This is a genomic window from Allocellulophaga tsushimaensis, assembly GCF_055383085.1.
Map to the genome: position 1 here is coordinate 2,752,712 of NZ_AP039451.1, position 26,757 is coordinate 2,779,468.

A 26,757-nucleotide genomic window follows, 5' to 3' on the forward strand; every position below is an offset into this window, starting at 1 on the left:
TTTTATTTTTTAAAAGATTATGATTTATTAATTGTGTGAATGAGAATCATACACCTTGCCACTGAGTTTCCATATGCCGTTCTCTCTGTAGAGTACAAAGAAATCTGTGAACCTGAGTCCTAACCAATCAATGAACTCTACTTTTGCCGCTGCAGCAGGACCAGAAATATCTATCCATGCTATGCGGCTTTGTACTTCTGGAGATGGTCCTCCTTCGCTGACCACTTCTCCAAATTCATCAGCGGAATGGTTATAAAGAGTTCCTCCTATTGATCCGACAATATGGGCATGGTCATAGAATGCCGTACGGCTTAATTTTCCATCTCCTGTTTTTGCACTATCTATATAAACTTGTAGCGCTTTTTCCACTTCTTTGTACTCATTGAAGTTCTGAACTTCATCTGCTTTTGTTTCTTGTGTTAATTCTGTAATTGCTTTCATTTTTATTTATAATTATGTTAATATTAGAACGTTCGTATATTATGTATTAAAAAAATTTACTATCTCCAAGAGGTAACTGATTTAAGAATATTAAAGTAAAGACCAATACCAAAAAAAGCTGTAGTATCATCTCCATAGGTGCCTCCGATTTCAATATAACCTTGAATATAATCTTCTAGTATTGGTGTAGTGAATCCCAGTGCATATGTTCCTGTATTTCCTACGAGTGCCTTATCGGATGAAACATAGGTTCCTAACTCGTCTATAATAGTATAGGTTAAAAAAGCTCCTGCACTATTGGTACCAAAGTTATAATAAGGAGCAACAGACCAATCACCTTTTACCACTGCTGCTGTTAAAAATAGTGAAGTGTCTGTTGAAAACGGCGGATCTCCTTTAAAAGTTGTAACTGCAAAAGGGGCAAAGATTAATCCAAAGAACACTTCTTTTGGGACTTTTTTATTTTTACTTTCTTTAAATTCATAAAGCTTTGTAACATCAATACTTTCTGTCAAAGGAGTCTGTATATCTTTTTTTTGAGCTATTAAACTACTCGTAAGAAAGTATATAATAATTACTGATAAAATATTTTTGCACATAATATATTTGTTAAAAAAAATTAATAGATGTTTTACCACGTTATTTTGTTTCTTATTTAAATTTTGCATTACTAATATTAGAACGTTCGTATATATAGAGATTAAAAAAATTAATGCCTTATTATTTTCATTATAAAAGACTTGAATAATTGATACGATTCATCATTTCCTGTAGCCTTCATATGTGTCATAACACCCTGTCTACTGGTAAGAAAGAACACTGCCATTTCTGAAGCTTCAAAATCTTTTGAAAAATCACCATTTTCTTGCCCTTCTGTAAAAAACTGACTAAATATGGTTAGCCATTTTTTATAATTGCTGTTGGCAACTTTCTGAATCACCTCACTCTGTCCAGCAATTTCACTAGAAAGACTTCCAACCATACAACCTTCTTTATATTCCGAAGCACCCAATCGTTTTAATTCTTCATTGAAAATGGTTTCTAACCTGGTCTTATATGGTGTATCACTTTCTAGTAATCTTGAAGTGTAGTAAGCTCCAACCTTATTACCATAGTGTTCCAATACCTTTGCAGCAAAGTCTTCCTTACTCTTAAAATAATAGTAGAAAGAACCACTGGGTATTTCGGCATTTTCCAAAAACTCTCTAAGACCAAGATTATGATACCCTTTCTGGCTCAGGATCTTTATCCCGGTTTCCAAAGCTCTATGTATATTCTCTTTTTTCATTTTAATATTCGAACAGTCGTATACTAATTTACCCACTTACAAAAAAAAGTGATTTTTTTTATTTACCATATTAGTGAATCTGATAATTTATTCAGAAAATAAAAAGCCTCCTTAATTTTAACTATAAAATTTAAGGAGGTTGAGAAAAGTTAGTATTAGTATATTATTTTAAGCCTTAGAAACATTTCCTGAGCCAGAAACTTTGGTATATTCTCTCTTAGGATTCCCTTTATAACGTACATTGCCTGAACCAGAAATTTTGACATCTAAACGATCTGACACATCTATTTTTACATTAGCAGAACCAGAAATTTGTACTTCTGCATTTTTACTTTTTAACTCAAAAGCATTTAGGTTACCAGAACCAGAAACTCTGATATCAATGTCCTCAGCTGTTCCACTTAATGTAGATCTGCCTGAGCCAGATATGGAGGAGCTTAATTGATCTACTTCTACAGCTAAACTCAAATTGCCAGATCCAGAGTTATAAGTGCTTAGCGTAGTTGTTTTTAAGGTGAAATTATCACCAATAACATTACCGGAACCAGATGCTTTAAGCTTACTAATATCTTGTACTGGTACTTTTAAAGAAACTTTTTTATTGGTTCTTAAATTAACTCCTTTTTTAGTTTTAATAATAAGCTTATTGTCTTTTACTTCTGTAATAATGTAGGCTAAGATATTCTCCTCACCAGTAATTTCTAATTGTCCTTCGGTATTATTAACAAGCATTACATCAAAAAAACCGCCGATGGTAATTTCGTCATAATCTGTTGTGGTACGTTTTTCGGTAATTACATTTCCGTTTCCTCTAACTTTTTCGCCCCATTGTGCAGAACTAATAGCGATAGTACATAAAGCAATGCATAAGATGCTAATTTTTTTCATAATTGTTCATTTTTTGATTGATAATATGTTCTGATTTTTATGTGTTTGTAGAATAGTTTATCGCTTAGAAATATCAGAAGCACCACTAGATTTTGTCTTTACTCTATCGGGATTGCCTTTATAGCTTATATCAGACGCTCCAGATGCTCTGGCATCTAAACTTTTAAGTGCTGTAATATTTACATCTGATGCTCCTGATGATTCTACATAAACATCATTAGCATCTAAATTATAACCGCTAATATCACCAGCTCCAGAAATTTTAATTTTTAACTCATCTGTATTTCCGCTAATTTTTAAATCTCCCGCGCCAGACATAGAAATGCTTAACTCATTCGTATCTACATCAATATCCATATCACCAGCACCAGAGATATTTGTTTTAAAAGTATCTGCTTTTAAAGTGGTTTTTCCAATAATATCAGTAGCACCAGAAAGTTTAATACCATTTATTTCTTGTACAGGAACGTTTATTTTTATACTTCTATGTTTAGATGGTTTTAAGTTAATTCCTTTCTGAGTTTTAATGATTAAGGTACCGTTTTCAACTTCAGTTACTACATATTCTAAAAGATTTTCATCTCCATTAATTTCTAATTCTCCCTCTTGTCCATTCACTAAATCGATATTAAAAGCACCAGAAGCATTGATACGATCGTAATCTCCAATAGATCTTTCTATAGTTTGTAGGTTACCATTTCCTTTTATTTTTTTGCTATTCCATTGTGCATTACAAGCTGAACTTAAGGATAATAATAATCCTAATACAATAATTTTTTTCATGATTGCTGTTTTTTATGTGTTTATGTTATCCTTATGAATCGATTTTATGAAAGGCTATACCACCATATTCACTATTAATACTTACGTTATTTCCACTGTTCTCTTTTCCATAAAAACCTTTGTAATAACGTTGGCTAGATTTTTCTCTACTGATGTTGATATTAAAATTTTCTTTACCACCAACCCCAGAATATTCCGCTTGTATTTCAAAATTGAAAAAGTAAGACGGATGATACCCTATTTTTACACCTGTATAGTCTGTTCTAATTTCAACATTACCAGCATCTTCAGCCATTTCATTAATTTTTAATGAACCATAACTGGCAGAGACATCAAGATTACCATGTACTACACCTAATTTAATATTCGTATAATCTCCATTGCCTTGTACATTATTTACTTTTTCAACAATTAACTTTCCATAATCACTAACATAAGACAAGTTGTCCATCTCAAGAACAGTAGAATTTGTATAATCAGCATTAATCTCTAAATTTCCTGCTTTTTCTATGGTGTAACCAGAATAATCTGCATTAATATAAGCACTTTCTATATATCCAAAAGTTGAATTTTTAGTATAATTAAATGATAATTTATTATTTCTACCACGTAATGCTCCAATTTCTAACCTACCATAGTCACAAGATATTTTTGCATGCCCATCAATACGATCTAAAATAATGTTTCCGTAATCGTTATTTAGATGAATACTGTTTTTAATAGGAACTTTAATATTGTAATCTATTTGCATATTTACATTACTTTTATTTCCCCAACCCCAGTTCCAGCCACTTTTACTACTTTTAAATATCGTTTCTGCTGAGACCATATTAGAACTGTCATCAAAATCTATGGTAATGTTATTTAATTTTTGAATTACTTTTTCCTCGTTATTTCCATTTACTTTTATCGTTACTTCAATAACAACCCTATTTTCGTCCCAAGAGCTTACATTTAGGTTACCATACTTATTATGTATTCTAAGCAATGCATCTGCATTTACAGTATACTCTTTTTTAACAGTTTTTTCTTTAGTGTACTTCCCTTTCATTTTGCCACTATTTGCTATAAGGCCTATAGGAGCTAATACGAAAGTGATGATCATTAATTTATATAATTGCTTTTTCATCATTTTGATTTTTTAATTCTTTAATCGTTTCAATTTGTATTAAAACTTCTTCCAATAAATCTATTCTTGTTTGAAAATTATTAATCATCGCACTTAAAATTAATTTACTGTTTCCACCATTAATTAAATCGTTTTCAATTTTGGTGTAATTTTCTTCTAGCTTTTTTATTTGAATCATAGTATCTGCTATGATTTTTTTTGTTTCAGGAGTACTTTCTTTTTGTAATTTTTGAATTTCTAGGTCTATTACATTTGCAAAATAATGCTCCGTTTTTGATATCTCAGGAGATATCTGTCCAATCTGATCATCTGTTGTCGGGGCTGAATTAGAAATACCAACAATCCCTAAACCGCATATGAATAGCAGTGATGCTGCTATAGCAAGTGGTTTAAACCAGTTTTTCTTTTTCTTAGCTAAAGTCTGTACTCCTTTTGCTGCATTTAACTTTTCTAAAAACCTATTTTGATGCCCATTCTCTGGGACCTCAAAGTCAAAAGTGCCTTCAAGTTCATCAAATAGTTGCTCTATATTATCTTTTTTCATCTTTATGCTGATATCAATTTTTTTCTTAAACTTTCTTTTGCTCTAGAAATTGTAGTTCTACAATTTGCATAGCTTATGTCCATAATAGTACTTATTTCTTCATAATCATATCCTTCAATTAAATATAAGGTCAAAGAAACTCTGTAACTGTCTTTTAAACTTTTCATGGTTTCCACTACTTTCTGAGCCATCAGTTTCGTAAACACATGATCCGAAGCAATTCCATCATTATCCTCGACCTTATGGATTACATCATCCAGAACAACTTCATTTTTTTTCTGTTGTTTTCTGTAATGATAGATGCTGTTGTTTACAACTATGCGTTTTAACCAGGCTCCAAAGGCAACTTCCCTTTTAAATGTATGCAGTTTCGTAAAAGCGCTTAAAAACGATTCTTGCATTACATCTTCAGCTGCGGCACTATCTTTTACAATTCGTACTGCCGTGTTATACATGGCTTTGTAGTAGCGGTTGTAAATTTCTAGCTGTGCACTCTGTTTTCCTTCTAAACACAATTGCACTAAAGCATCAATATGTTCTTTTTTGTGGCTCAAAAAGTTGTTGTTTTGTTATAGAGATAATGCTTTTTCAGTATTGTTACACTTTTTAAATATTTTTTTTACTGTTGGCATAAGAATTGCTTTTTAAAGCGTAAATAAAAGTGAATTTGTTAGACTAATATGCTATATGCTAGTGATTCACTACAAGAATACAAATAATAATACTTAAAAGATTTCTGCACTGCGGTGACAGAATGACCGAAATATACTTATGGGAAATTCAAAGTTTTCAAATTTTGACAATATGTCGTTTCAAGCAATAGATGAGGAGTCAGAGCTAATACCACTTTTAACAGCTGAAGATGAAGAGGAAATGAATAAAGAAGATTTGCCTGAAACCTTAGCAATCTTACCATTAAGAAACACCGTATTGTTTCCAGGTGTTGTAGTGCCTATAACTGCAGGCAGAGATTCCTCTATACAATTAATAAAAGAAGCAAATGCTGGCAGTAAAGTAATAGGCGTAGTATCTCAAAAAGATGCTGCAGTAGAAAATCCAAGTATTGCAGATATTAATACTTTAGGAACGGTAGCACGTATTTTAAGAGTATTGCAAATGCCTGATGGCAATACTACAGTAATTATTCAAGGTAAAAAACGTTTTGAGGTGGCAGAAGTACTTACCGAAAAACCATATATGACGGCAACCGTTAGAGAAGCTAAAGAAGAACGGCCAGAAGAAGATAATGAAGAATTTTTAGCTATTGTCGATTCTATTAAAGAGTTGGCTTTAAAAATTATCAAGGACAATCCTAACATTCCTTCCGATGCTACTTTTGCGATAAAAAATATACAGAGTAACTCTTTCTTGATCAATTTTGTATCTTCTAATCTTAGTGTTGATGTACAAGAAAAACAAGATTTATTAGAAATTCCTAATATGCAAGAACGTGCTTTAGCTATGCTAAAGTATATGAATGTAGAATTGCAAAAATTAGAATTAAAGAATGATATCCAGTCTAAAGTACGTACAGATTTAGACCAACAACAACGAGAATATTTTTTGCATCAGCAAATGAAAACGATTCAAGAAGAACTAGGGGGTGGAGGTTCTGAAGAAGAGATAGAAGAAATGCGAACCAAAGCCAAGAAAAAGAAATGGACTAAAAAAGTTGGGGAACATTTTGCGAAAGAATTATCTAAAATGCAACGGATGAATCCTCAAGTTGCTGAATATTCGATCCAAAGAAACTATTTAGAATTATTTTTAGAATTGCCTTGGAATGAATTTTCTAAAGATAAATTTGATTTAAAACGAGCGCAAAAAGTTTTAGATAGAGATCATTATGGTTTAGAAGATGTAAAAAAGAGAATTATAGAATATTTAGCGGTTCTAAAACTTCGCAATGATATGAAATCGCCTATTTTATGTTTTTATGGCCCACCGGGAACAGGAAAAACATCATTAGGAAAGTCCATCGCAGAATCGTTAGGGAGAGAATACATCCGAATGTCTTTAGGTGGTTTACGTGATGAGGCAGAAATTAGAGGGCACAGAAAAACCTACATAGGGGCAATGCCAGGTAGAATTGTGCAGAGTTTAAAAAAAGCGGGTACCTCTAATCCTGTATTTATATTAGATGAGATCGATAAATTATCAAGCAGCCATCAGGGAGATCCCTCATCAGCAATGTTAGAGGTTTTAGACCCAGAACAAAACAACGATTTTTATGATAATTTCTTAGAAATGGGCTATGACCTTTCTAGAATAATGTTCATCGCCACAGCTAATAATGTAGGAAACATTCAGCCAGCACTTAGAGATCGTATGGAAATGATTCCTGTAAGTGGGTATACGATAGAAGAAAAAGTGGAAATTGCAAAAAGACATTTATTACCAAAACAATTAAAAGAACACGGTTTAACGGATAAGCATTTAAAAGTAGCAAAGCCGCAGTTAGAAAAAATTGTTGAAGGATATACTAGAGAATCTGGTGTGCGTGGTTTAGAAAAACAAGTGGCCAAAGTAGTGCGTAATACCGCTAAGAATATCGCTATGGAATTAGATCATAACGAGAAATTAACAGCAAATGATATTACCGAAATTCTAGGTCCGGCACGTATGGAACGTGATAAATACGAGAATAATGATGTTGCAGGTGTTGTTACAGGTTTGGCTTGGACAAGTGTAGGTGGTGATATCTTATTTATAGAATCTATTTTATCTAAAGGTAAAGGAACATTATCCATTACAGGTAACCTAGGGAAGGTCATGAAAGAATCGGCTACTATTGCTCTAGAATATATTAAAGCAAATAATGAGTTTTTTGATATAGATTCAGAGGTATTCACAAAATATAACGTACATATTCATGTCCCAGAAGGTGCCACACCAAAAGACGGTCCTAGTGCGGGGATTACTATGCTAACATCTTTGGTTTCATTATTCACTCAGAAAAAAATTAAAAAAAGCTTAGCAATGACTGGTGAAATTACCCTAAGAGGTAAAGTATTGCCAGTTGGGGGTATTAAGGAAAAAATACTAGCAGCGAAACGTGCAAAAATTAAAGAAATTATTCTTTGTGAGGAAAACAGAAGAGATATTCTTGAAATAAAAGCAGATTATTTAAAAGGACTTACTTTTCATTATGTAAATGAAATGCACGAAGTAGTGGCTTTGGCGATTACAAAACAGAAAGTTAAAAATGCTAAGAAGTTGTAGTGATCCCTTTAATCATAAAATAATAGTTTGAATTTAAATCAAATAACGGTTCCTTCTTTAGACTTAACTAAATCAGTTCCTTTCTATAAAAAAATGGGATTAGAGTTGATTGTAGAAGCCTTACCGCATTATGCAAGGTTTCAATGCCCAGATGGGAATGCAACTTTTTCAATTCATCAAACAGAAAAACTACCAATTGGAAATGGAATTTATGTGTATTTTGAGTGTGAAAATCTGGATGAATACTGCATTGAACTAAAGCAAAAAGGAATTGAGTTTGAGCAAGAACCAACAGATCAGAGTTGGTTATGGCGAGAAGCAAGGTTAAAAGACCTAGATGGGAATCAATTAATTTTATTTTATGGTGGAGATAATAGATTAAATCCACCTTGGCGTATCAAAAATAATGCAGATTAATATCAATTACTAAAATCGTATTTTGATTTTTTTTAAGATTTATTTCTCCTTAATTTTAACACATGCAAAAAATTACCATAGCTATAGACGGGTTTTCATCTACAGGTAAAAGTACCATAGCTAAGCAATTAGCAAAAGCGTTAGGTTATATTTATGTAGATACAGGTGCTATGTATAGGGCAGTTACGCTTTTTGCTATGCAACAAGGTATGATTTCTGAGGATGGAAATAAGGCTACTGAACTCATTAAACACTTACCCCAAATAAACTTACGATTTGTGTATAACCAAGACTTAGGTTTTGCAGAAATGTATTTAAATGATAAAAATGTAGAACGAGAAATTAGAACTTTACAAGTTTCTCAGAATGTGAGTAAAATTGCAGCTATTGAAGAAGTTCGTTCTAAATTGGTGGAAATGCAACAAGAAATGGGAAAAGAAAAAGGAATTGTAATGGATGGTAGAGATATTGGTACCGTTGTTTTTCCTGAGGCAGAACTAAAATTGTTTATGACTGCATCAGCACAAAAAAGGGCTTACAGACGCTACAAAGAATTGTTAGATAAAGGTGATGAGGTGACTTACGAAGAAGTTTTAGAAAATGTAGAACATAGAGACTATTTAGACTCGCATAGAGAAGCATCTCCTTTAAAAATAGCTGAAGGTGCTATAGAATTTGATAATAGTGATATGGGTTTAAAAGAACAATTTGAGCGGATTTATAATTACGCTCTTAGGGTTATAGAAAAGCAATAAAAAACTACTTTAAATCTTGACAATAATACACAAAAAATGCCACTATTTATAGTGGCATTTTTAATTTTATCTAACGTCTAACGTCTAACGTCTAACGTCTAACGTCTAACGTCTAACGTCTAACGTCTAACGTCTATAAATTTGGAATCACCAATTCTTGATCTGGATGAATAACATCTGGGTTTTTTAAAATACTTGTATTAGCCTCAAAAATAGCTTTGTATTTCATAGCATCACCATAATAGTGTTTTGCAATTTTGCTTAGAGATTCTCCACCTTTAACTGTATGTCTGTGGTAAACAGAATCATCAGCAACAGAAATATTAGCAACTACATCAGAAGCGTTTTCGCCTCCTAATTCTTTAATTTTATCCCACAATAAGTTTTTTTCATAGGGTGTATTTGCAACACCTTTTATTTTTAAAACGCCTCCATCTTCGGTTACGTTACCATCTTTAATTCCTAATTCTTCACCTAGGTTTAAAACACCTTGGTATTTAGCTTTAACGCTCATAATTTTTTGTTTAACGGTTAATATTTTGTGTTTACAATATAGGAATTATTTTAAAAGTTTTTCGGCTTTTTTGGCTTTATTAGCATAATGACGATCGCTTTTCTATCAAAGCATTAAAAATCAGTAAAATAATGATTGTTAGAATTTAAAAATAGTTGTACTTTTGCACTCCTTTTAAATAGAAATTCAAGAGAAAAAGGGTAAAAACAAAAAAAATAAGTATAACAACTTTTGTAGCAATTATTTAACTCTTGGAGTGTTACAAAATACAAATTATGAATCAGCAAATGGCTGAAGACAAAAAACCTGCAGAAGTAGTAGAAACTGCTGAAGCAACACAAGAAGAAGTAAAAGTACAGACTCCTGTACAAGATCCACAAGAATTTTTAGAAAACTTTAATTGGACAAAATACGAACAAGGAATTGAGCGTGTTGAAGATTCTAAATTAGAGGAATTTGAAAAGTTAGTAGCAGAAAACTTTGTAGATACTGCAGACGAAGAAGTAGTAGAAGGAACGGTAGTATATATTACAGATCGTGAAGCTATTATTGATATCAATGCAAAATCTGAAGGGGTTATTTCTTTAAACGAATTTCGTTACAATCCGGATTTAAAGGTTGGCGATAAAGTTGAAGTTTTAATTGATATCCGTGAAGACAAAAGTGGGCAATTAGTATTATCTCATAGAAAAGCCAGAACTATTATGGCTTGGGACAGAGTAAATGCTGCACATGATAAAGAAGAAATCGTTAATGGTTTTGTAAAATGCAGAACTAAAGGTGGTATGATTGTAGATGTTTTTGGAATAGAAGCATTCTTACCAGGTTCTCAGATAGATGTTAAGCCAATTAGAGATTACGATCAGTATGTTGGTAAAACAATGGAATTTAAAGTGGTTAAAATTAACCACGAATTCAAAAACGTAGTGGTTTCTCATAAAGCACTTATTGAGGCTGATATTGAAGAACAGAAAAAAGAAATCATTGGTCAATTAGAAAAAGGACAAGTATTAGAAGGTGTTGTTAAAAACATTACCTCTTACGGTGTATTTATTGATCTTGGTGGTGTTGATGGTTTAGTTCATATTACGGATCTTTCTTGGTCTAGAATTAATCATCCAAATGAGGTGGTAGAATTAGATCAGAAATTAAATGTTGTAATCTTAGATTTTGATGATAACAAATCAAGAATACAATTAGGTCTTAAGCAGTTAGAGAAGCATCCTTGGGAAGCATTATCAGAAGACATTAAAATTGGTGATAAAGTAAAAGGTAAAGTAGTTGTTATTGCAGATTACGGTGCATTTATTGAAGTTGCTGAAGGTGTTGAAGGATTAATTCACGTTTCTGAAATGTCTTGGTCTACACATTTACGTTCTGCACAAGATTTCGTAAAAGTTGGTGACGAAGTAGAAGCAGTAGTATTAACTATGGATAGAGATGATCGTAAGATGTCTCTTGGTATCAAGCAAATGACTCCAGACCCATGGACAGATATTACTTCTAAATACCCAGTTGCTTCTAAGCATAATGGTATCGTAAGAAACTTCACAAACTTTGGTGTATTCGTAGAATTAGAAGAAGGTATTGACGGATTAATTTATATCTCTGATTTATCTTGGACGAAGAAAATTAAGCACCCATCAGAATTTGTTACTGTAGGTGATAAGTTAGATGTTGAGGTATTAGAGTTAGATGTTGAAGGGCGTAAATTAAGTTTAGGTCACAAACAAACAACTGAAAATCCTTGGGATAAGTACGAAACTGAGTTTGCTTTAGATACTACCCATACAGCAACTATTGCTGAAGTGGTAGATAAAGGAGCAACTATAGATTTCAATGATGACATTACAGCATTTGTGCCAACACGTCATTTAGAGAAAGAAGATGGTTCTTCATTAAAGAAAGGTGATTCTGCAGAATTCAAAATTATTGAGTTCAATAAAGAATTTAAAAGAGTTGTAGCAAGTCACACCGCTTTATTTAAAGAAGAAGAAAAACGTAATGTAAAAGCTGCTGTGAAAAGACAAGCTGCTGCTGCCGAAGAAGCTAAGCCTACTTTAGGGGATGCTAATGAAGCATTACAAGCGTTAAAAGATAAAATGGAAGGGAAGAAATAAACTTTTCATTTATCATAAATAGTAAAAAGACTGCCCGTAAAGGCAGTCTTTTTTGCTTTTTACCCATTTGGAAAATGAGACGGTAGATATTTTGAATTAGATTATTCCACTAATTTTGTAATCACTTGTGTTTCTGCATGCAAGGTTTTGTGAACAGGGCATTTGTCAGCAATTTCTAGAATTCGCTTTACTTGCTTTTCATCAAGATTACCTATTAACTTTATTTCTCTCGTAAACGTATCAATCTTAGTTGTTGCAGATTCACAATCTTCACAATCTTTTGCATGCGATTTTCCGTGAGACGTATGTACTTCTATATTTTCTAATGTCCAACCTTTTCTTCTCACATACATTTGTACTGTCATAGCAGTACAGGCAGATAAGCCAGCAGAAACAAGCTCGTAAGGAGAAGGTCCAAAGTCGTTTCCGCCAAAAGAAGTAGGTTCGTCTGCAGTCATATAATGGTTACCAACTTTCATAGCTGTAGTAAACATATCAGTTGCATCTAGACTAGCAACTGCTTGGAAATTGCTTTTTAAAGTTGTTTGCTCAGGTAGCTCAACATAACGTTGCGCCCAACCTGCAATAACCTTACCTACATAAAGCGAATCTTTTTTATTCATTAATAAATGATCGGCATCATCTAAAGAAACAAAACTTTTTGGGTGATGCGCCGCTACATAGATTTCCTCAGCATTTTTTATCCCTACAGTAAGGTCTTTAGGAGAGTGTAATACTAAAATTGGTTTCCGCATTTTGCGTACTGTTTCAACTAAAGATTTTGTTTTTAAATCTTCCAAAAATTGTTTCTTTATCGTAAAATCTCGCCCTCCAATATTTACGAGTGCCTTTCCCTGATGTTCTATTTCGTCTATCCCTTGTCGCAATAAAGCTTGTACGTGGGCTGGGTCTGATGGGGCGCCTATAGTCGCCAACGCTTTTACAGAAGCAATTTGTTCTGCAGCAAAAATAGTAGCCGCGCCTCCTAAAGAATGCCCAATAAGTAGGGTAGGAGCTGTATAGTTTTTTTCTAAATAGGTAGCAGCAGCAATTAAATCTTCAACATTTCCGGAGAAGTTGGTATCTTCAAAATCACCTTCGCTTTCGCCTAAACCAGCAAAATCAAAACGGAGGACACCAAAACCAGCATTAGTTAATGATTTTCCGATATTTTTTATAGCAGATAAGTTTTTATTACAAGTAAAACAGTGTGCAAAAATTGCAAAATTATGCGGTAGTTGATTGCTAGGTAGCTCTATTCTACCTACTAAAGTTTGTCCTTGTTTATTCTGAAATGTTACTTTTTGTAATGCCATAATATTTTACTTTAATCTGTTGCGAATTATGGTTTTTTATTCAAAAACCGTCAATTCGAGTGCTTCCACCAAAGGAAAGAAGTATATCGAGAATAGGATTTTGGATCAAAAAAGTTATTCTCGATACAAATATTCTCCATTTCATTCCGAAAATTCACTCGAACTGACGCTTTTCTTTAATAATTATCATAAAATACACAACTGGTTTCTTTAATCAAAGATTTATGTTCCCTTGAATTAGTCTGAAATATATTTTCTTGCTTACGATTATTTTTTCTAAAATAAGTCCAGACCCAACCTATACTTTTATCTTTAGCTTTCACAAATAGAATACTTAAGTTAGTACAGATTGATATAGCGTTAGAATGCAAATAAATATCGCTTTTAAAAATAAAAAATTAATTTTGACTACTGACTACTGACTACTGACTACTGACTACTGACTACTGACTACTTATTTCTTCTTCCTTAAATCTGGATTGTAAAATACTCCAAATTGTAACCGATCAAAATTTGTTGTCGCAAAATGGTTTTTTAGATAACCTGTTTGGATACTTAAATTTTCAGTAACATTGATACCTAATGCAGCATACAATCTATTCTGACCAAAAGCATCGTTTTGTAGGTTGATGAATACTTCGTCGTAAAAGTTTAAAAAGAAAATGTCAGTTAGTGGTAAAGTCACTTGAATTCTATATCGAGCGCGGTGTTCTGTGCTTTTTACTCCGGTAGCTAATAAACCGCCACTTTCTAAAAAGCGTTGTTCTAAGCGATACCGATGCTCAAAATGAAATTGCCCTACTTTATTTTTTAGAATAAATTGTTGAAAAATTCTATTTTCTGTAGCATCTATTTCACCCAGTAATTCTGAAAAAGTACCATCTGTTTTAATATAACCATAGCCCAAAGTTGCAATAGCATTAGGATTGATATGATAGTTAAGTCCAGTCCGCAATAACAATTGGTTAAAGTTGCTTGTGCTTTCATAATACCTGGCCTGTACTTCTGAGTGAATACTGAGTTTGTTAGAAATTTTATTGGTACCAAAATACATCAACCAAGAACCAGTTTCATCTTCTCCTGTTTCTTGTGCTATTGTAGTATTAAAAGTGAATAGTATGGTTATAATTAAGAGCGCTTTTTTCATTTTATAAAGAATGCTAGTATAATAATTAATATCATAATCCCCACTTTATGGCTTGCATAAAGAGGGGATATTGTTTTGTTATTTGTCGTTATTTTTAATAGGAGTAATGGCTTCTTTTTTTAAATGGGTATCTAAAAATTCTAATACCTTACTGTAGGCTTCAATTTGATTTTCTTTTTTTACAAAGCCATGCCCTTCATCATCAAATAAAACATATTCTACAGGAACACCATTTTTTCGTACTCCAGCAACAATCTCATCAGATTCTACTTGTAAAACTCTAGGATCTTTTGCGCCTTGTAATACAATTAATGGCTTTGTTACTTTATCGGTATGAAACAATGGTGATATCTTTTTTAAACGAACAGAATCTACACTATTCGGATCTCCCAATTCTAGGTATAAAGCTTCTCTAAAAGATTCCCACCAAGGCGGAATGCTTCTTAACGTTCTAATCCAGTTAGTTACACCAAATAAGTTAACCCCTACAGCAAACTCTTCTGGCGTATAGGTTAAAGCAGCCATAGTCATATACCCACCATAAGAACCACCAATAATTCCTATTTTCTCACCATCAATCTCATTTTGTTCTGCTAACCACTTTTTGCCAGCTACACAATCTTTTAAATCCTTATCGCCATGGTTTAAGTCATCCATTTTATAAAATGATTTTCCATAGCCACTGCTTCCTCTATTATTTACAGCCAATACTGCATATCCATGATTTACCATATATTGAATAAAAGCACTAAAGCCTTGTCTAGATTGTCCACCCGGACCACCATGAACCCATACTAATGCAGGGACTTTAGCTTCTGCAGATGCTTGATGTGGTTTATAATAGATGGCAGGAATCTCGAGACCGTCAAAAGATTTAAAACGAATTACTTCTGCATTCACCAAGTCTTGTGCTTGGATTTCATCATTTAAAACATCTGTTAATTTTACCTGTTCTTTTGTGTCTAAATTATAAACATATAAGTTAGAGGGGGTGTGCGAACCACCAGCATAGAAACGCATTGATTTTTCGTCACGAGAAAAACCAACATTTGTGATATCCATACCATCCAAAGATGGTAAATTTATATTTTTACCAGTGGCTACATCTAAAATTTCAATACTATTTTTTGCATCTTCGTTGATATAAGTAACTTGGTAGGTGCCATTATCTGTAAAATAACTTCCTACAATATCCCAATCACGACTCATTACTTTGGTACTCGTTTTAGCTGCAATATCGTATTTCATTAATTGCGCAAATTCTACTCCATCGTCTGTGGTATAATACAAAGAGTTGTCATCCGGAGAAAAATCCTGACTGCTGTTAGCGCTTCTGTTTTTGTTTATTTTAGTGATCGATTGGTCTTCTAAACTGTATAAAAACAAATCACTGTCATTAGTGGTGATCGATTTACTTAATGGGAGGTATTTTTTATTCTTAGAAAGCCCACCTAAACTGTATCCTTCATCATTTTTATAGATTAATGTTGGATTAAATTTTTCAGTATCCATTTCATATAAATCCATGTATTTAGCATCTCTTTTATTAGAGGTGAAAAAGAAGCTTTTTTTATCTTTTGCCCAACCATAAAACGATGTTCTAGATCCTTTTTCTGGTGTTAACTCTTTATGACTCCCATCTTCTTCTCGTACATAAATATGGAATAATTCATCTCCATTGCCATCCATTCTAAAAAGAATACGCTCGTCATTAGGGAAATAAGAAATGCCATAAACAGAGGAGCTATCCGATGCTGTTATAGGTTTAATTTCACCTCCCGAAGTTGGTACAGTATACATATTATAGATACCCGAACGATTACTAGAAATAAGTAATTTAGATTTATCTGGTGAAAAACTCCCACCACCAATCGCTTCATTATCCATCATTTGTTCAATACTGTATGCTTTTAGGGTGTCAGCAATACTAGGAGGGTTTTCTTTTTTATCTTCTTTACAATTCCATAAGAAGAATATTGCAAATACTACTGTAAGTTGTTTCATAAGGATTGTTTTTAAGTAAGTTATTTGTAGATGATTGTTAGTAATTTTATGTGTAACCTAGGGTAAACGCAATTGAAAATATAGCCTATGTGGTATAGTTTTCAATTGCATTAAACACTTTAATTTAATTTAAATGTTTTTATTTCCTTAAAAGGAGAAACTTGTAATTTTTGAATCATTTCTTGATAGGCTTTCCATTCGGTATTAAAAAATGTATTGGTCTTTTCTAAGCCATTTTCAAGTGCTGTTGCTGCAAATTTTTGTAAATTTCTTTCAGTACTAGTCATACCCGTTTTTCTGGTGTTAACATAAAAATCAGCATTGCCGATACGTTGCATAATACTTATCTCAGGATTTCTTGTAATCCCCTGTCTTTTATCTTCTTTTCCAATATATAAAGCAATTACCTTGTCAATTTCTTTGATGATATCAGCAGACTTTTTAAGTTCTTCTTTATACTTTTCTTTATCCAATGTTTTTAATTCTTTCTGATATTTTTTAGCAATATTTTTACTTTCTACTAGCTGCTTTACTGCATCAGCTGCTGTTTGGGTATATTTTTCTACTTTTTTAGCATTTGTATATACTTCTTGTATTGCTGCTGCAGAAACGGTAAGCCTAGGATCAGATTTCACTTCAATCATGGCCTCATCTGTAATAGCACCATAAGTCATTTTTACGGTATATGTTCCTGGTTTTACAGATACTCCACTAGATTCTCTTTTATTTTTGCTAATTGTTCTAGAGGGTCTGTCTGGTCCTTTTTCGTCCATATTCCAATAAATTCTGTGGAAACCAGCTTTTTCAGGCGTTTTATATTTTAAGGTTCTAATTAATTCGTTACCATTAAAAAACTGAAACTGTATGGAATCCTTTTTTTGAACTCCAGTTAATTTCTTTTCGCTCATTTCCTCGGTAGTCTCACTCTTATCTTCAGCAGCATCTTTATCCGTTTTTAGCTCCGCTTTCTTCTTTTTGCCTTCTTTTAAAAAATAGCTAATCATGGCTCCTGCTTTTTTATTTTCAGCATTGTATAAAGCATCTGCACCAAATCTACTTCCAGTGGGTTGTTGGTATGCGGCTTGATACGCAATTGGAGGTGAAAATAATTTTGCATCACTTTGTAAAATAGCGGTATTTGTTGCTAAAGCTCGTAAAGGTTTAATATCATCTAAAACCCAAGCTGCTCTTCCAAAAGTACCGATAACTAAATCATCTTCACGTTCTTGTATTACCAAATCTTTTACAGAAACGGTTGGGAAACCTTCTGTCCATTTTTGCCAATTAGCTCCAGCGTTTAATGAGAGATATAAACCATCATCTGTACCTAAAAACAATAAATTTTTATTCTTTGGGTCTTCAACAATAGAAAGCGTGTAACTAGCGGTATCGGTAGCATCTACAATACGTTGCCATGTTTTTCCATAATTTGTAGTTCTATAGGCATAAGGTGTGTAGTTAAAACGTCTGTAATCATTAGCAATTAATAAAGCTTCTCCTTTATTTTTATTAGATGCTTTTATTTGAGGAATCCAGCTTCCTTTGGGTAATCCTTTTATGTTTTTGGTAACTTCTGTCCAACTTGCACCTCCATTTTGAGTGTAATGTACTCTACCATCATCGGTGCTTACCCACATCATATTTTTTTCTAATGGTGATGGTTCTATCACTAAAATAGTACAGTGGTTTTCTGCTCCTGTAGCATCCATAGTAAGGCCGCCACTTTCACTTTGTTTTTGCTTTTCGGGATCATTAGTAGTTAAATCTGGAGAAATAATTTCCCATGTTAAACCTTTATCGGTGCTTTTATGCACAAACTGACTCCCAAAATAAACGGTACTATTATCAAACGGATCTTGGCCAATACCTGCATTCCAATTAAAACGTAGTTTGGTTTCGGCATCTGGTGGAGTAGGGCGAACAATATAATTATTACCTGTTTTCCAATCATAGCGTGATACAAAACCTTGTTGACTCATGGCATAACCGTATTGCGAATCGTCTTTATCTGGCACTACATCAAAACCATCGCCAAATGCAATTTCTTGCCAGTAGCTATTTCTAATGCCTTGCGCACGCCATACATAGGCAGGACCTCTCCAAGAACCATTATCTTGCATTCCGCCATACACATTATACGGAAACTCATTATCTACATTAATATGATAAAATTGTGCCACAGGCAGATTCCCTATAAAACGCCAAGAGTCACCACCATCTTTGGTAATATTTAATCCACCATCATTACCATCCATCATAAACTGTCCGTTTTTGGGATGAATCCACCAAGCGTGATGATCTGGATGTACTCCATTATTAGCTCTGTATGCCGGCATAAGCTGTGTAAAATTTTTGCCACCATCCTCAGATACATTTACGTAGGTGTAAATAGAATAGACTCTGTTTTCATTTTGTGGGTCCACATATATTTCAGAATAATAAAAAGGTCTGTTCCCGATATCTGTTTTATCATTAATTTTTTTCCATTTAAAACCACCATCTTCAGATTTGTATAAGGCATTTTTTTTGGCTTCAATTAAAGCATAGACCACATCTGGTTTTCCTGGGGCAATAGCTACTCCTATTCTTCCTAATTCTCCCTTTGGTAAACCATCTTCTGAAGAAAGTTTTTTCCAATTTTCTCCCCCATCATGGGTTATATATAAACCGCTACCTCTTCCACCTGATTTAAAAAACCAAGGGTCACGTTTATGTTCCCACATTGCTGCAATTAATTTATTAGGATTGCTTGGATCCATAACCAAGTCTGCAACACCAGATTTGTTGTTGGTAAATAATATTTTTTTCCAAGTGATTCCCCCATCTGTAGTTTTAAAAACACCACGTTCTGGATGTTCTCCCCAAGGAGAACCAATAGCGCCTACATAAACAGTATTAGGATCTGTAGGATTTATAACAATTCTGTGAATATGTCTTGTTTTTTCTAAGCCCATACTTTTCCAGTTTTTGCCACCATCTAAAGATTTATAGACACCGTATCCACCATTTAGACTATTTCTAGGGTTTCCTTCTCCGGTACCGGCCCATATTACAGAGGGGTTAGACTGCTGTATGGCAATAGCACCTATAGAGGCTGTTACTTCTTTTTCAAAAATGGGCTCCCATTTGATACCCCCAGAAGTAGATTTCCAAATTCCACCAGATGCCGTACCAACATACATAACATCAGGGTTGCTATGCACGGCATCAATGGTAGTAACTCTACCACTCATGCCACCAGGGCCTATGTTTCTTGGTTTTAAATCTTGCATCAGTTTCATATCTAAACTTTGTGCAAAGGTGAAAACTGAGGTAAATAATGCTAGTATTGGAAGTAGTTTTTTCATTATATAGTGTTTGTAGTTGTTGTTATTTAATATTTAGTTGTGTCCTATATGGCAGCCGCAGCCAGGTCTTGTAAAACTTTGCGCTTTTTCGTGCCACGGAAAAGCAGTGTTGTATTTATTGTTTTCCCACCAAAATTGACTTCTTTCGATGTCAATATTTCCAATTTCGTTCATAGTTGCAGTATCATATAATCTGCCATTAACCATGGTGTATTGAACGGTTTCTGTGTTTCTAATATCGTCTAGAGGGTTTTTTTCTAAAACAATTAAATCAGCTAGTTTTCCTTCTTTAAGCGATCCTATTTCTTTGCCAGCACCAATATAATTTGCGCCGTTTATGGTAGCAGCTTGCAAAGCTTCTAAATTGCTCATTCCGCCTTGGTGTAATAACCAAAGTTCCCAATGTGCACCAAGACCTTGCAATTGTCCATGTGCGCCTAAATTTACTTTTACACCATGGTCCGTTAATTTTTTGGCTTCCTTAGAAACTAAAATATGTCCATTTTCATACTCTTCATCTGGTGCCATGGTTCTATGACGCGATCTGGCATCAACAAAAGCTCTAGGGGTATATTTTAATAATTTTTCGTTTTCCCAAACCTTATCTTTTTGATAGAAATAGTATTCTCCATTTAAACCACCATAATTGACAATTAGGGTAGGAGTATAGCCAGATTTGCTGGTTTTCCATAGCTCAATAACATCTTTGTAAACAGGTGCTACAGGAATATTATGCTCTATGCCGGTATGGCCATCCATAATCATAGACATATTGGTGTAAAAAGTAGAACCGCCTTCAGGAACTACATTAATGCCTAATTCACGAGCGGCTTGCATTACTTGCTGACGTTGTTCTCTACGAGGCTGATTGTAACTTTTTACAGATTGCGCGCCAAAAGCTTTGGTTCTTCTGATGGATGAACGAGCATCTTCTATATTATTTATAGTCGCTTTAAAATCACCGTCTGCACCATATAAAATAATTCCTGTGGAATATACTCTAGGGCCAATCATCTCTCCACTTTTAATCATTTCAGACATCGCAAAAATAGATTCGGTATTGGCAGATGGATCATGTGATGTAGTTATACCAAAAGCTAAATTGGCGAATAATTGCCAGTGCTTCTGAGTAGTAAGCCCGTAACGAAAACCACCAATATGGGCATGCGCATCTACAATACCGGGCATGATGGTTTTACCCTTAAGATCATATATTTTGGTTTTAGAAGGAATGGCTATTTCTGACGTTTTGCCAATACGTTCAATTTTATTTTCATTGATGATAATAGTACCATTTGTAATCACTTCATCCCCTTCCATAGTAATGATGGTAGCATTGGTAAATGCAATACGGCCTTTAGGCTTGTCCTGTTTTACTTTTAAACCTACTTTAATGCCTACAGAATCTATTTTAGCTACTTTTTTAGGAGAACCAGGAAGAAAATCATACCTGTTTTTAATAGCGTTCGAAAAATACTGATCTCCTAAAGTCCAACGGATATGTTTGCTATCTGGAGACCAGTGCAAATTGATACCAGCATCTTTTGCAATCTGTGATACGGGTACTATTTTAGATTTGTTGTCTAAATCAATTTCTTTTCCGTTTAATATTAAAGGAGCAATATAAGCTTTGTGTAAATTGGTAAAGGCAATCCAATTATTGTCTGGACTGGGCACCAAACGGTTGGCATATTTAGATTTGATATGCGTTTTAGTGTCTTTACCGTTTAGATCAACCGATTTTAATGTTTTGGTTAAGCTCCCAAAATAAGTACCTCCTATTTGATAAAAAATCCGTTTTCCATCTCTAGTAAACATAGGGTATTCGCCTTCATTGGTCACCCATTTCGGATTTGCTCCTGAAGCTGACATGGTATACAATCCTGTTTTTTTACTAAAACTTCTTCCTTGATCGGTATTACCACTTTCTTTACGATATACAATCATTTTACCATCTGGGCTATAAGCAGGGGTACGGTAAATTCCTTTTGTAGTAGTTAATTGTGTTGATTTTCCACCGGAAACAGGCATTTTATGTATGGCTCCTAATTGATTATCATTCCAGGTAACAAAAACAATCTCTTTACCATTAGGTGAAAAAGAAGGTTCGGATTCTAGGTCAGTTCCATTGGTTAAACGTTTGGGCTTACCATTCGGTAATTTCTTGCTCCATAGATGCCCTAAAGCATTAAATACTAATGTTTTTCCATCTGGAGATGTTACGGCATGGCGAATTACTTTTGCATCAAAGGCGTCTACATCTACTGGGTTATTAAAATGTACCGTTTCTGCAATTTTAATTGTGGCATCTACACTAAAAGGAATATTCGTTACTTTTTGTGTAGCGATATTAATTTTATGAATTTTTCCTTTGTTCCAAAAAACAATTTCTTGGTCTCCCGGCATCCAATTGTAATTTGGGTATACGCCAAAAATAGCCCAAGCTTCTTGTTGATCTTTATTTAGATTGTCTACTAAAGGCCATTCTTCTCCTGTTTCTAAATCGTGTAGGTATAATACAGTTTTGGTACGGATTCGTTTTACAAAAGCTAGTTTTTTACCATCCCTAGACACTTGCGGTCTTGCCGCACCTCCAGGTCCGCCAGTAATCGTATTTGTTTTTCCAGTTTCAAAATCATAACGTTTAATTACATATATCTGTTTGTTAGGATCTTTATTATACTGAAAATTTCCACCCGGATAAACATCTTCACTATAGTATAAGTATTTACCATCAGGAGAGATACAGGGTTCGTTTACATCTTGCTGATCGTTTTTACGTTTGGTTAACTGCACTCCAGAACCTCCAGTATGATGGTATTGCCACATTTCACCTGCACCTAAAGAGCGTTGCGAAGTAAAATGTTTCCTTGCCACAATATAAGTACCATCTGGCATCCAGTAGGGGTTGTTTAATAGTCTAAATGTTTCTTTGGTAACTGCTTTTGCATTGGTACCATCTGCATTCATTACCCAAATATTATCACCACCACCCGCATCACTTGTAAAAGCAATTTTTTTACCGTCAGGGCTAAAACGTGGTTGTACTTCAAAAGGAATCCCACTGCGTAGTACTTTAGCTTTACCGCCAGTACTGGGGATGCTATAGATATCTCCTAATAAATCAAAAACAATGGTTTTTCCATCAGGGCTCACATCTAAGTTCATCCAGGTACCTTCATCAGTAGAAAACTGATGATTTTTATAGTTGAAGTCTGTTCCAGGATTAGCAACATCCCATTTTTTATCATCTTTTTTAGTTTCCTGTGCTAGTAGTGTAAGAGAAAGGAATAGTGTTGCTGTTGAAAAGAATAATTTTTTCAATTGTAGTGTTTTTAGTTTTAAAGCGATACCGAAAATGTCTGTAAAAGCCCTGTTTCGCTTTAAATGAATTAGTCGGCTAAAGATACCAAGAATGCTAGTGCCGAAATCTTAAAGGATTGTTAAGGGAATTTTTGAAAAACGATATTATTATTTTTTTTAAAAAAGTTTGATTTTAATTTGGAACGAACGTTCTGTTATTTGTATGTTTGTATAGTGGAACGATCGTTCCGATATAAAATAGAAACAATAAAAAGTAAAAGAAATGAGTAAATTAAATGGTAAAGTAGCTGTAGTTACAGGAGGTAATAGTGGAATTGGTTATGCATCTGCAAAAGAATTTAAAAGTCAAGGGGCACATGTGGTGATTACGGGAAGAAATTCTGATAAAGTAGCATCAGCTGCTAGAGAGCTTGGAGTAAAAGGGATTGTGGCTGATGTTGAGAGCGTTTCTGCCATAGATAGTTTGGTAGATCAGGTTAAAAATGATTACGGTAAAGTAGATGTTTTATTTGTAAATGCAGGTGTTTTTCAGCCAGCACCAGTAGGGCAAATCAGCGAAGAAATGTTTGACCAACAAATTGGAATTAATTTTAAAGGTGCTGTTTTTACAACTGAAAAGTTTTTACCCATCTTAAATGATGGTGCCTCTATTATTAATTTATCTTCTGTAAATGCCTATACAGGAATGCCTAATACAGCTGTTTATGCTGCTTCTAAAGCTGCCTTAAATTCGTATACACGTACAGCTGCAACAGAATTAGCACCAAGAAAAATTAGAATCAATGCTGTAAATCCAGGTCCAGTAGAAACGCCAATTTTTGGAAAAACAGGAATGCCAGAAGAGCAATTAAATGGCTTTGCACAAGCAATGCAAAATCGTATTCCATTAAAACGATTTGGACAACCTGATGATATTGCAAAATTAGTATCATTTTTAGCCTCAGATGATGCTTCTTTTATCACTGGAAGCGAATATAACATAGATGGTGGTATTAATGTTAATCCGCTTTTAAGCTAATTTATATAAGTTTATTTTGAACAATCGTTCCAATAAATTATTTTTGTGGAAGCGTACTACGCTTCCACATTTTTTGATATGCCTAGAGTAAAAACATTTGACGAGAAAGAAGTTTTAACCAAAGCAATGCATTTGTTTTGGAAACAAGGCTATTCTGCTACCTCTGTTCAAGATTTAGTGAGTCATTTGGGAATTAATAGAGCTAGCTTATATGATACGTTTGGAGATAAGGAACAACTTTTTAAAAAATCTTTTGAATTATATAGGAAGTCTAACAGAGATGGTTTAGTTCAATTTTTACAAAGCAGGCCAAATGTAAAAGAAGGTTTTTCAGAATTATTTGACATTGCAATACGAGAAGCTGTTCTTGATACAGATCATAAAGGCTGTTTTGTTGTAAATACTACTACAGAGCTTATCCCTAATGACAGCAGTCTTTTAAAGGTATTGCAAAATAATAAGGAAGAGTTCGAAAAAATATTTTACGACTACCTTTTAAAAGGCCAACAAGCTGGGCAATTAAACACCAAGCAAGATTTAAAATCTATTGCGGCCTTTATTTTTACGGTTTATAATGGTATTCGGGTTGTTTCTAAAATTCAGCCTGATCAAAAAGAATTATCAAATGCGATACAAGTAGCATTGTCTTTGTTGGATTAAGGGCATATCATTCTTTATAAGGCTAGGTCCATAGACCATCAGTTATAATTTTTAGTAGTTATATGTTGTGCTAACTAAATACTTTAAAAACTCCAAGAATTTATCTAGGAGTTTTATAAATCATCCTAAAAAATCTATAACAATTACTATTTATGTTCTCATCATCAAAACTTTTTTCCAAACCTCAAAGAAACAGAAGGTAAACTATCACCATTTGAATCTGCTTGAAAAGCACCAAACACCCCTAAATAAAGATTTTTACTAAAATTATACTGGTAATTAATTCTAAGTGATCCACCAATAGCTAATGTTCTTGCTGGCTCAAGTCTAGTAATTAATCTTACTGGAAAAGGTAAGCCTGTTATTGGGGGGAATAGCGTTTCAATTTGGTCGCTTAAGGAAGAAGCTTGATATCTAAAAATTGGAACTAAAGAGAATCCAAACTCATTTTGTTCAGTTTCAACAAAATTATACTTTATACCTGCAGTGACTTGAAAGCCAGCAATTACATCGTGAAGTGTACTATTAATTGTATTTCCTAAACCATCATCAACAAAGAGCGGTATACCCTCTATATCATTTAATGTACCTTCAAACCCAAGTTGCCAATAGAACTTTTCAGAAATATTTTTTCCATAATGAAACCCGAATTGATAACCTGGTAAATCTCCTGTACCATGTCTACTGAGTCCAAAGTTAAATTCAATATATTGAGGTTTTACATCTTGGCTATAGGTAAATTGTCCAAAAAGCAAAAAAGCTGCGGTAACTATGAGTATTTTTTTCATGTATATGGTATGAAAACCAATACGTTTTAGAATTAAAACGCATTGGTTAATTAATTTAATAATCATTCAATAGTAATTTCTTCTAAAGTATATCTCTTTTCAACCCCCTCTAAAAAAGAATCTTTCACAATTACCTCCAATGGATAGTAATTCTCTAAAACTTCAGATAAAGAAATTGCTGGATGGTATTTACAATTTATTTGTTCAGTAACATAAAGTGTACGCTCGGTAATGGGCTCCAAATTTTCTTTATATCTCTTTTTGTACTCAGGAGATACTTCTACTTCATAAATATTATAGGCATTTAGTATATTCTCTGTTGTAGTGACCACAATTTTAAAGCAATCATAACCCCCAATATTTTTTCTGATATCTCTATATTCTTTTATTTTAATATCAGTATTACTATCTTTTATAGATACTCCGACAACAACTTTTTGATTAGGTTTTAAAATAGAATCAACTAATTTAAAATGAGAAAGTTTACCACTACTTCTATCAATAATTATTATTTCATTATTACTGTCCAAAGGAGATTCTTTATACTCTGTTTGTATGATAGAATCATGAAATGTATAGATATGCTCCTTGGAAACTAAGAATAAATTTCGTGGGTCAAGAGCTAAATCTAAAGCAGGTTGTATTGTAGTTTTAAAATTTTCGAGAATAGCAATGGTATCAACTGGTAATTTAGCTTGTATATATTGTTCTATACTTAAATCTTTAATCATATTGTAAAGAATTGGCTTTTTAAGTAATAACGAGCTATCCAATTGTTGTGCACTAGCAATGATACGTTCTTCCTTAAAAACAATCTTCCCTCTTTGGGGTATAAAACTGGCTTTTTGAGCAATTGTAATAGAAAATGATAAAATAAATAGTACAGATGTTAAATTTTTCATATTTGTAAATTAAACAGCCAATTTGTAACAACTGGCTGTTTTTTAAATTAAGTTGTTAACTTATTTTTTCTCTTTATTGTAGGATCTATCTACTAATAGTCAAAAAATTGGTTTCTATTACATTTTAAATACCCTTTAATAGCTATAGCA

General features: G+C 33.4%; 22 protein-coding genes. 6 read left to right on the forward strand and 16 right to left on the reverse strand.

Annotated elements, in window-relative coordinates; all coding sequences use genetic code 11:
* Positions 1 to 27 precede the first annotated feature (27 nt).
* From ACZ451_RS11925 to ACZ451_RS11960, 8 genes are all read right to left on the reverse strand, one after another.
* The gene (locus ACZ451_RS11925) at positions 28 to 441 is read right to left on the reverse strand and encodes a nuclear transport factor 2 family protein (RefSeq protein ID WP_464212695.1); all 414 of its coding nucleotides are present in this window, start codon (positions 439 to 441) and stop codon (positions 28 to 30) included.
* A 59-nt stretch (positions 442 to 500) separates the two neighbouring features.
* Positions 501 to 1,040, reverse strand: a complete 540-nt coding sequence (locus ACZ451_RS11930) for a hypothetical protein (RefSeq protein WP_464212697.1) — start codon at positions 1,038 to 1,040, stop codon at positions 501 to 503.
* Between the two features lie 110 nt (positions 1,041 to 1,150).
* Complete coding sequence (locus ACZ451_RS11935; protein ID WP_464212699.1) at positions 1,151 to 1,729, reverse strand: TetR/AcrR family transcriptional regulator; 579 nt, start codon at positions 1,727 to 1,729, stop codon at positions 1,151 to 1,153.
* A 168-nt stretch (positions 1,730 to 1,897) separates the two neighbouring features.
* Positions 1,898 to 2,617 carry a head GIN domain-containing protein gene (locus ACZ451_RS11940; protein WP_464212701.1) on the reverse strand — a complete coding sequence of 240 codons (720 nt, stop codon included), beginning with the start codon at positions 2,615 to 2,617 and terminating at the stop codon, positions 1,898 to 1,900.
* A 57-nt stretch (positions 2,618 to 2,674) separates the two neighbouring features.
* Entirely contained in the window at positions 2,675 to 3,400 is a 726-nt protein-coding gene (locus ACZ451_RS11945) for a head GIN domain-containing protein (protein ID WP_464212703.1), read from the reverse strand.
* A 31-nt stretch (positions 3,401 to 3,431) separates the two neighbouring features.
* Complete coding sequence (locus tag ACZ451_RS11950; RefSeq protein ID WP_464212705.1) at positions 3,432 to 4,529, reverse strand: hypothetical protein; 1,098 nt, start codon at positions 4,527 to 4,529, stop codon at positions 3,432 to 3,434.
* A complete protein-coding gene (locus tag ACZ451_RS11955) occupies positions 4,510 to 5,073 on the reverse strand; it encodes a hypothetical protein (protein WP_464212706.1) in 564 nt (187 codons plus the stop codon). Before ACZ451_RS11955 ends, ACZ451_RS11950 begins: the two co-directional genes overlap by 20 nt.
* Before the next feature lie 2 nt (positions 5,074 to 5,075).
* Positions 5,076 to 5,627: an RNA polymerase sigma factor gene (locus tag ACZ451_RS11960; RefSeq protein WP_464212708.1), complete on the reverse strand. Its 552-nt coding sequence runs from the start codon at positions 5,625 to 5,627 to the stop codon at positions 5,076 to 5,078.
* A gap of 217 nt (positions 5,628 to 5,844) precedes the next feature.
* On the opposite strand from ACZ451_RS11960, the gene lon reads away from it, so the two are divergent.
* The 3 genes from lon (at position 5,845) to cmk (ending at position 9,467) form a co-directional block, all read left to right on the forward strand.
* A complete protein-coding gene (gene lon, locus ACZ451_RS11965) occupies positions 5,845 to 8,295 on the forward strand; it encodes an endopeptidase La (protein ID WP_464212710.1) in 2,451 nt (816 codons plus the stop codon).
* Positions 8,296 to 8,322: 27 nt separating this feature from the next.
* A complete protein-coding gene (locus ACZ451_RS11970) occupies positions 8,323 to 8,712 on the forward strand; it encodes a VOC family protein (protein WP_464212712.1) in 390 nt (129 codons plus the stop codon).
* 62 nt (positions 8,713 to 8,774) lie between these two features.
* On the forward strand, positions 8,775 to 9,467 hold the full coding sequence (gene cmk / locus ACZ451_RS11975) for a (d)CMP kinase (protein ID WP_464212714.1): 693 nt from the start codon (positions 8,775 to 8,777) through the stop codon (positions 9,465 to 9,467).
* 133 nt (positions 9,468 to 9,600) lie between these two features.
* On the opposite strand, the gene ACZ451_RS11980 is transcribed toward cmk, so the two are convergent.
* On the reverse strand, positions 9,601 to 9,981 hold the full coding sequence (locus ACZ451_RS11980; RefSeq protein WP_464212716.1) for a LysM peptidoglycan-binding domain-containing protein: 381 nt from the start codon (positions 9,979 to 9,981) through the stop codon (positions 9,601 to 9,603).
* Positions 9,982 to 10,268: 287 nt separating this feature from the next.
* Here ACZ451_RS11980 and rpsA point away from each other — a divergent pair, with 287 nt between their 5' ends.
* Positions 10,269 to 12,101, forward strand: a complete 1,833-nt coding sequence (rpsA, locus tag ACZ451_RS11985) for a 30S ribosomal protein S1 (protein WP_464216923.1) — start codon at positions 10,269 to 10,271, stop codon at positions 12,099 to 12,101.
* Positions 12,102 to 12,202: 101 nt separating this feature from the next.
* Here rpsA and ACZ451_RS11990 read toward each other — a convergent pair whose 3' ends face one another.
* The 5 genes from ACZ451_RS11990 to ACZ451_RS12010 form a co-directional block, all read right to left on the reverse strand.
* Positions 12,203 to 13,417 (reverse strand): bifunctional alpha/beta hydrolase/OsmC family protein, encoded by a 1,215-nt coding sequence (locus tag ACZ451_RS11990; RefSeq protein WP_464212718.1) that lies wholly within the window; start codon positions 13,415 to 13,417, stop codon positions 12,203 to 12,205.
* 454 nt (positions 13,418 to 13,871) lie between these two features.
* Positions 13,872 to 14,564: a DUF2490 domain-containing protein gene (locus tag ACZ451_RS11995; protein WP_464212720.1), complete on the reverse strand. Its 693-nt coding sequence runs from the start codon at positions 14,562 to 14,564 to the stop codon at positions 13,872 to 13,874.
* 78 nt (positions 14,565 to 14,642) lie between these two features.
* Complete coding sequence (locus ACZ451_RS12000) at positions 14,643 to 16,568, reverse strand: S9 family peptidase (RefSeq protein WP_464212722.1); 1,926 nt, start codon at positions 16,566 to 16,568, stop codon at positions 14,643 to 14,645.
* Positions 16,569 to 16,687: 119 nt separating this feature from the next.
* Entirely contained in the window at positions 16,688 to 19,915 is a 3,228-nt protein-coding gene (locus ACZ451_RS12005; RefSeq protein ID WP_464212724.1) for a WD40/YVTN/BNR-like repeat-containing protein, read from the reverse strand.
* A 33-nt stretch (positions 19,916 to 19,948) separates the two neighbouring features.
* A complete protein-coding gene (locus ACZ451_RS12010; RefSeq protein ID WP_464212726.1) occupies positions 19,949 to 23,239 on the reverse strand; it encodes an amidohydrolase family protein in 3,291 nt (1,096 codons plus the stop codon).
* A 262-nt stretch (positions 23,240 to 23,501) separates the two neighbouring features.
* On the opposite strand from ACZ451_RS12010, the gene ACZ451_RS12015 reads away from it, so the two are divergent.
* Both ACZ451_RS12015 and ACZ451_RS12020 read left to right on the forward strand, forming a co-directional pair.
* Positions 23,502 to 24,257, forward strand: coding sequence for an SDR family oxidoreductase (locus ACZ451_RS12015; RefSeq protein ID WP_464212728.1), 756 nt, complete (start codon positions 23,502 to 23,504; stop codon positions 24,255 to 24,257).
* Positions 24,258 to 24,335: 78 nt separating this feature from the next.
* Complete coding sequence (locus ACZ451_RS12020; RefSeq protein WP_464212730.1) at positions 24,336 to 24,917, forward strand: TetR/AcrR family transcriptional regulator; 582 nt, start codon at positions 24,336 to 24,338, stop codon at positions 24,915 to 24,917.
* Positions 24,918 to 25,081: 164 nt separating this feature from the next.
* On the opposite strand, the gene ACZ451_RS12025 is transcribed toward ACZ451_RS12020, so the two are convergent.
* Both ACZ451_RS12025 and ACZ451_RS12030 read right to left on the reverse strand, forming a co-directional pair.
* Positions 25,082 to 25,705 (reverse strand): hypothetical protein, encoded by a 624-nt coding sequence (locus ACZ451_RS12025; protein WP_464212732.1) that lies wholly within the window; start codon positions 25,703 to 25,705, stop codon positions 25,082 to 25,084.
* A gap of 62 nt (positions 25,706 to 25,767) precedes the next feature.
* Complete coding sequence (locus ACZ451_RS12030) at positions 25,768 to 26,607, reverse strand: hypothetical protein (protein ID WP_464212734.1); 840 nt, start codon at positions 26,605 to 26,607, stop codon at positions 25,768 to 25,770.
* Positions 26,608 to 26,757: the final 150 nt, after the last annotated feature.